The 7,279-nt window shown below is 72.1% G+C and carries 5 protein-coding genes and 2 pseudogenes; 2 read left to right on the top strand and 5 right to left on the bottom strand.

Annotation, left to right across the window (positions count from 1 at the left end; genetic code table 11):
* Nucleotides 1–161: 161 nt before the first annotated feature.
* Nucleotides 162–351 (bottom strand): annotated as a pseudogene (locus ACFYXE_RS30570) (CsbD family protein).
* Between the two features lie 166 nt (nucleotides 352–517).
* Here ACFYXE_RS30570 and ACFYXE_RS30565 point away from each other — a divergent pair.
* Nucleotides 518–1,142: pseudogene (locus ACFYXE_RS30565) on the top strand (IS5 family transposase); the annotation flags it as partial.
* Nucleotides 1,143–1,198: 56 nt separating this feature from the next.
* Here ACFYXE_RS30565 and ACFYXE_RS30560 read toward each other — a convergent pair.
* The 3 genes from ACFYXE_RS30560 to ACFYXE_RS30550 form a co-directional block, all read right to left on the bottom strand.
* Complete coding sequence (locus tag ACFYXE_RS30560) at nucleotides 1,199–2,017, bottom strand: SDR family NAD(P)-dependent oxidoreductase (protein ID WP_389318104.1); 819 nt, start codon at nucleotides 2,015–2,017, stop codon at nucleotides 1,199–1,201.
* Between the two features lie 742 nt (nucleotides 2,018–2,759).
* A complete protein-coding gene (locus tag ACFYXE_RS30555; protein WP_389318102.1) occupies nucleotides 2,760–3,668 on the bottom strand; it encodes an AAA family ATPase in 909 nt (302 codons plus the stop codon).
* Nucleotides 3,668–4,756, bottom strand: a complete 1,089-nt coding sequence (locus ACFYXE_RS30550) for an RNA ligase (protein ID WP_389318100.1) — start codon at nucleotides 4,754–4,756, stop codon at nucleotides 3,668–3,670. The genes ACFYXE_RS30555 and ACFYXE_RS30550 overlap by 1 nt, the downstream gene beginning before the upstream one ends.
* Before the next feature lie 261 nt (nucleotides 4,757–5,017).
* Between ACFYXE_RS30550 and ACFYXE_RS30545 the strand changes: the two genes are divergently transcribed.
* Nucleotides 5,018–5,950 (top strand): aldo/keto reductase, encoded by a 933-nt coding sequence (locus ACFYXE_RS30545; RefSeq protein WP_389318098.1) that lies wholly within the window; start codon nucleotides 5,018–5,020, stop codon nucleotides 5,948–5,950.
* Nucleotides 5,951–5,998: 48 nt separating this feature from the next.
* On the opposite strand, the gene ACFYXE_RS30540 is transcribed toward ACFYXE_RS30545, so the two are convergent.
* Complete coding sequence (locus ACFYXE_RS30540; RefSeq protein WP_389318096.1) at nucleotides 5,999–7,171, bottom strand: endonuclease/exonuclease/phosphatase family protein; 1,173 nt, start codon at nucleotides 7,169–7,171, stop codon at nucleotides 5,999–6,001.
* Nucleotides 7,172–7,279: the final 108 nt, after the last annotated feature.

Below are 7,279 nucleotides of genomic sequence, written 5' to 3'. Positions count from 1 at the left end.
ACGTCTCCGCCTGAGCCCCCGCCGCCCGCAAACAGCCCCGCCGCTCCGCGGCGGATACCGGGGGGGGCCCCCCCCCCCCCCCCCCCCCCCCCCCCGGGGGGGGGGGGGGGGGGGGGGCGCCCGGGGGCGCCCCCCCCCACCGCCATGCCGCATGGTGCGCGTCAGTGCTTGCCGATGTCCTTGGCCTTCTCCTTGGCCTGGCGGGCGTCACCCCTCATCTGCTGCGCGCAGCCCCCCGGCGGTGAGGGACTCGTTGCCCACAGCGCGTCCGGCAGCTTCCTTGGTGGCGCCGACGGTCTGCTCGGTCTTGGTTCCGTAAGGCTGCGCGGCTCCGCGGGGGCGGCCCCGCAAAGGCCGTTCCGTCTCCCCCGCACGGCGGCCGGCCGCCGTGCGTCGGCACGCTGGAGTCGCCGACGGCGACTGCCCTGCGAAAGGCACTGCTCCGCGGCCCGCGGGAGGGCTGGCGTCGGAGCGGTTGCGGTACGCCGATGCATCCGGTTGCTTTGCGCCGTCCGTCAAGGTGATCAACGGGATCCTATTCCGGCTGCGAACCGAGGTTCCCTGGCGGAACCTGCCTGTGCGGTTCGGCCCGTGGAAGACCGTGTATGAGCGACATCGGCGCTGGTCGGCGCACGGTACACGGGAGAAGATCTTCGCCGCCGTGCTGGCCGATGGAGGGCCGCATCGACTGGTCGATGGTGAGCGTGGGCTCCACCTCATGCCGGAGTCACCAGCACGCGGCGGAAGCAGGGAAGCGGCCGCCGCGGGTGCCGGGAAAAGGCGCACGCCCCGAAAGCACCGCCCTGATGAGGGCCTCGGACGCTTCCGGGGCGGCCTGAACTGCACGGTTCATCTTGCCGGCGAAGGTGGGTCCCCCCGCTTTCCTTGCTGATCACACCCGGACAGTGGGGCGACGCACCGCAGTTCATTCCGGTTTTGGACACATCCGTATCGGCCGGCTCGGCAGCGGGCATCCTCGCACCCGTCCGGACCATATCGGCGACAAGGCGTACTCCTCCCGCCGTAACCGCCGCTAACAGCGACGACGCCAGATCAAGCACACCGTCCCCGAGCTCAGGGACCAGCGCGGGCACCGCAAACGGCGCGGCAGCCGCGGCGGCCGGCCCACTGGGTTCGACAGGCCCGCTTCGTCTTCCACGGCACCGTCACCGTGACCACGATCCGGCTGCGGCTCACATCATGATCTGTCGCACAGAGTCTGAGTCAACGCCATCAGTCGCTGCCGGGCTTCGGTGTCGTATGCCTGCTCGTGCGCCCGGGCATCGGTGAACTGATCGAAGTAGCGGCCGGTGGTCGTCGCCAGCTCCGGATCGAGCAGCAGCCGCACGGTCGGCCGTACGCCCTCGTCGATGGTGGTGGCGGGGGTCAGGCCGTAGGCGCGGACCGCAGACGTGTCCATCAAATGGGCGGGATGCAGCGCGTTGACGGTGACGCCGGTGCCGTCCAGTTCCGCAGCCAACTCGAAGGTGGCCATGATCAGGGTGAGCTTGCTCCTGCAGTAGGCGCGCAGCCCCTCGTAGCCCTGCTCCAGCATGACGTCGTCAAGATCGATGGCCTCCTGTCCCATCGAGGCCACGTTGATCACACGGGCCGGCGCCGAGTCTCTCAGCAGGGGAAGTAGCCCGCGGACCAGCGCGTAGGGGGCGAGGTGGTTGACCACGAAGCGCAGTTCGTGTCCCTGTCGGCTGAGCTGCCGCACCTGGGGGTCGGGGCCGCCGCCGACGACGGCGTTGTTCACCAACCCGTCGAGCCGTGGCTCGACCGCCCGGATCCGGGCCGCGAGCGCATGAACCTGGTCGAGGTCGGCGAGATCGGCGAGGAAGGTGCGTACGGTCGCATCCGGTGCGGCAGCCCGTACCTCGGCCGCGACGGTTTCCAGTCGGGTCCGGTCGCGGCCGTGCAACAAGACAGTGTGGCCGCGGCCCGCCAGGTCGAGTGCGATGCCGCGGCCCAGGCCCTGCGTGGCTCCTGTGATCAAGATGGTGCGTTGGTTCATGTTGGACGATGCCAGTTCCTACCGGTGGGCTCTGGAGGAGCTCGGCAGCCGGGCCGACCCGACCTGGGCCCGGCAGGTCTGCGACTCGCTGGCCGGTGATCTGGACATCGGCTTCGGCGCGATGATCCCTCTGAACGCTGAAACTGGGTGGGGCGAGCTGAAGCACACCAGGTCCGTCGACGAGTACGGTCGTCCGGCGAAGGACCGGTACGGCGTGGGCGCTGGACAGGTCGACGACATCTACGAGGACCAGCTTCGGATCATCCGGACCCTGCTGGGCACCCCCTGCTGCCAATCCGCCAGCCTGCCGACGCCCGCCGAGCCCTGTGGCAGGCCGAGCAGGTACGGCCCGACGCCGCCACCCGCAAACGCCTACGTCGGGCTGATGCCGAGCACCCCGACACCCAGGTCCGTCACATCACGCTCCGCCAGTCCATCAGGCCAGCAGCCGACGACGGCCGCGGCGCCCGCGTCACCGCCGGCCGTATCCACCGCCACCAGTGGTTCGTTCGGCCTCACCGCCGCACCTACCCCGACCAGGACGCCCCGACGGTCCGCTCCCTCAGGTGGGTAGGCCCCTACCTTGTGACCCCAGAGGGATGCCAGGACGCCCCCATTCTGGGCGGAGAGCGAGTCGTCACAGTCTTTTGCCGCTGATGGCAAAGCAGCCAGGAAACTTGTGGAACAAGAACATGCCCGCGTCGCGCGGGCTCGTCGGACGGCGCTCGATCCGGCGTCGGTCTCAGAAGTTTCCTTCCGCGACCTGGAGCACGGTCAGGCCGATGGACCGCCAGGCCCGGACGACCTGGCCGCGGTCGTCGAGCACGCAGACGACGTCGTACGCGTCCCGCACATGGGCGTCGAAGAGCTCCACCTTCACGATCGAGTCCTTGCGGGAGTCACCCACCGGCCGCATGAACGGCCCCGCGTAGGGGACGCCGACGTGCTCGGTCAGCCACGCCTCGGTGGCCTCGCGGCATCCCTCGGTGCGGCCGGAGAGGAACACGATGCGGTGGCCCGCCGCGTGCAGGGCCCGGACGACCTGGACGACCGGCGGGTTCGGCAGGTCCTCGTGCACCCGGGTCTCGTCGAACGGGCTGCGGCCCGTCATCTGGGCGACCGTGCCGTCGATGTCCACCATCACCGCCTTGGGGCTGTCGGGCTTCGGCTCGTACGGCCGTCCCGTCGGCGCGGCGGTCGGGCTCTCCTCGGGCAGCGGCAGCGGGGAGGTCTTTCCCGCCAGGTAGCGCAGGTGGAGGTCGCGGATGGCTTCCTCGCCCACCGGGGCCTCGCGGGCCGAGTCCCGCTCCAGGCAGGTGGCGAGCGGGACGTGGGTGAAGTCCTGCACGTGCAGCTCGGCGCCGGCCTGGGCCGCGAGCCGGGCCAGGTCGCGGGCGACGCGCTGCGGCAGGTTGGTGTCGTCACAGACCACGTCGTACCCGCGGCGCAGGAGGTCGAGGACGGCCGCGTCGCGGACCGCCATGACACGCTTCTCCGTCACGCCCCTGACGTGCTCGCCGGAGTCGAGCATGGCGCGCAGGTCGTCACGGTTGACGCGGGCCCGGCCGGCCCGGTCCTCGGCGGTCCAGGCGCGGGCCCACGTGGTCTTGCCGCTGGCGGGCAGGCCACGGGTGAAGTGCAGGGAAGGCATCAGGAGTCGTCCTCGGTGGTGGGGTGGAAGGGGCGCGTGTCGCCCTCGGGCCGCAGGGTCTGCCAGATCCGCTCCGACGGGTCGCGGCCGTCCAGGAGCTGGAACAGCCTGCCGCGCAGCGGCGAACGGCCCGCGAGCGCGGCGTAGTCCTTGCGCGACCAGCCCTCGGGGAGGGCCGCGAGGACGCGCCGGTGCTCGGCGTGCGCCTCGGCGAGGGCCGCGTCGCGCCGTGCGGTCAGATCCGCCGCGACCTCCTTGACCCAGCCGTGGAACTCGTCGGGCAGCCCGTCGCAGATCCGTGCGGCGGTGTCGCCCGCCCCTAGGCGCTCCCAGACCATCCGGGCGTTGAGACCCGTGATGATCCGGTGCAGCGCCACGTAGTCGTCCTGCTTGATCTTGATCATGGTGTCGTCCCGGCCGGGGAACCGCAGCACGAGGCCCTCGGCGCCCGGACGCGGCGCGGCGGCCAGGGCCTCGGCGAGCGTCGTGAAGTCGAAGGTGTCCACCCGGGGCCCCTCCCACGGCAGGTCGGCCGCGGGTACGGGCGCGCCGGTCGCGAGCTCGACGCCGCCGAGCAGCACGAGGTCGTCGAGGGTGCCGTAGTCGCAGACGATCCGGTTCTTCGGGAAGATGATCTCGAAGAGGTAGGTGACGCCGGGGGCGATCGTGGCGGTGGCGGCGTAGCGCTCCTGCCATATCTCCGTCGCGTGCAGGGCCTGGTCGGAGGCGAACGAGCCCCGGGTGGCTATCGCGTGGCCGCCGCCGGGGACCGGGTAGAGGATGCCGAGCGAGCCGTCGAGCTTGTCGGTGACGACCACGGGGTCGTCCAGGCCGAAGGTGCCCTCGGGGTGTTCCGCGTAGTTGAAGAACTTCGCGTACGGCCGGGCGACGACGTGCCCCTGGGCGTCGACGACGAGCCCGCGGCACTGCCGGGTGACCTCGTTCCACTCCCGCTCGAACTGCGCCCTCTCGGTGTAGTTGAGGATGCGCAGCGGCAGCGTGGGGTGGCTCTGCTCGCGGACGAAGCCTTCGTCGAGGCAGCGGGCGAGCAGGGCGGGGTCGAGCAGGTCACCTATGGGGGCAAGCATCGTCGTCTCTCCTGACGAGCCGAGTGGTCGGAAGGTCGAAGGTCCGATCATGCCTGGACGTCCCGGAGCTGCGCCTTCGGTTTTTCCGCGGCGAACCGCCGATCGGCCGAACCGCCGGTCGGCCGAACCGCCGGCCGGCGAGACCGGCTGCTGCGCGGACCGCCGGAGGCTGCCGCGCGGGCCTGGTTGGCCTAGACCTTTCCGCGGCGCTGCGGGTATACATGGCGGACGCGCGACGCCCACACGGAGGAAGAACCACACATGACGACAGGTCAACGCACCATCGCCCTCGGCACCTTGGGGTTCGGCACCGCCGTCGACAAGGAGACGTCCTTCGCGCTCCTCGACCGTTTCGCGGAACTCGGCGGCACCGTCCTCGACACCGCGAACAACTACGCGTACTGGCTCGAGGGCGCCACCGGCGACGAGAGCGAGACCGTGCTCGGCGCCTGGCTGGCGGACCGGGGCAGCCGCGACGACGTGGTGCTCGCCACCAAGGTGGGCGGCAGGCCCACCGCGCCCGGGCTCGCGGCGACCGAGGGCCTGTCGGAGAAGGCCGTCAGGTCGGCCGTCGAGGGCAGCCTGCGCCGCCTGGGCACCGACCGCATCGACGTGTACTGGACCCACCTGGAGGACCGGTCCGTGCCGCTCGCCGAGACCGTGCACGCCCTCGCCGACCTCGTCGACGGCGGCACGGTGCGCGAGCTCGGCGTGAGCAACCACGCCGTGTGGCGCACCGAGCGGGCCCGCGCCCTCGCCGGGGACCGCCCGCGCTACACCCACCTGCAGTACCGCTACTCCTACCTCCAGCCCCGCCTGGACATGCCGCTGCCCTCGTCGGCCCACGTCCACGTCACCGGCGAACTCCTCGACTACGTACGCGCCGAGGGCGACCTGCGGCTGTGGGCCTACAGTCCGCTGCTCTCGGGCGCCTACACGCGCGACGACGTGGAGCTTCCCGCGGCGTACGACCACCCGGGCACTCCCCCGCGCCTCGCGGCGCTGCGCGAGGTGGCCGGTGAGCTCGGCGTGACCGTGAACCAGGTGGTGCTCGCCTGGCTGCTCGACGACGACCCGCGGATCCTGCCGATCGTGGGGGTGAGCAGGCTTTCCCAGGTGGAGGAGGCCATGGGCGCCCTCGACGTGGTGCTCGAGGCGGACCAGCGGCGCCGCCTCGACGAGGCCGGGGTCTGACGGCAGGACCACGGTCCGGCCCCGGGGCCGTCGCCCCGGGGCCGTCCGTCAGCGCGCGAGCGACACCAGCAGGCTCTGCGCCTGGTGGTCGGAGAGACCGGCCGGGTCCTCGAACGCGTACCGGTGCACGCGCAGGGCGTCGTTGGTGAACGCCCAGTCCAGGCGCCACAGTCCGAGACCCTCGCTGTTCCAGGTGCCCGGCATGAAGGTGTCGGAGGCGGGCAGGGCGTCGTCGAGCGCGTCGCGCAGCCCGTCCAGATCGCCCATCGCGGGCGTGGTGTTGAAGTCCCCCGCGACCAGGAGCGGGTTGGGGTTGCCCGCGGCGTCCCTCCGCAGCGCCGCGTAGTGCGCGCGGCGGGCCGCGTCCCGCTGCCGCATCTCCCCGTAGAAGCCGCGGCTCAGCCAGTTGCGCCCGATGTCGAGCTGCACGGGTATGTGCACGTTGTAGAGGGACACCACGCGGCCCCGCACCCGCACGTCCGTGCGCAGCACCTTGCCGCGCTCGAACACCTCGCGCCACGGCGTCCCGGCGCGGATCGACGCGCCCTGCCCCACGGGCGGCCGGGCCACGACGGGGAAGCGGGAGAGCGTCACCTGCTCGCCCAGGACCACGAGGTGATAGCCGGGGAACTCCCTGCGGATCCTGGCCTCTTCGTCGATCGGCGCGGGCCGGTCGTCCACCCAGGCCAGGTACTCCTGGAGCAGGTACACATCGGCGTCCTGCGCCTTGAGGAAGCGGTAGAAGGCGTCCGGATCATCGGCGGTGTCCCAGTACTTGGTGTTCCACGAGAACACCTTGAGGGCCCCGGCGGGCGCCGGGCCGGGGCCGCCGCCCGGGACCAGCGCGCCCCAGTGGAGACCCGCGCGCGAGACCCCGGTCACCAGCAGCAGGACCAGGGCGGGGACGAGCCACCGGCGGGCCGCGCGGGCCGGCACACCGGTGAGCGCGAGCAGGGCGACGGGCACGGCGACGAAGCACACCGGCGGGACCAGGTCCGGCAGCAGCCACAGCCACCAGCGCCCGCTCAGCGCCACGTTGAGCAGCGAGTACAGACCCCACAGCACGGTGGCCGCGATCACGGTGCGGGCGGCCGCGGTGCGGACGCGGCCGGGCCGGTCGCGCCGTGTCCCGGGTCCCGGCGCGGCGGGGTCCGCGGCGTCGGGCCCGGGCGTCGCACGGGGGCCCTCGGCACGCGGCCGCAGGGCTTGCTTGAGAAACATGCGGCCGAACAGTAGCAGCGTCCACAACTACTCTGACGTGCGGTGGAGTTGGCCCGGACGCGATCCGGCGAGGCGCGCGGCGGTGGGCGCGGGCCGCGATACTCATCC

The sequence above is a fragment of the Streptomyces sp. NPDC002564 genome (genome assembly GCF_042889645.1).
Taxonomy (GTDB): domain Bacteria; phylum Actinomycetota; class Actinomycetes; order Streptomycetales; family Streptomycetaceae; genus Streptomyces.
Note: the sequence above shows the minus strand (reverse complement) of the source record. Positions and strands in the feature narration are given on the sequence as shown.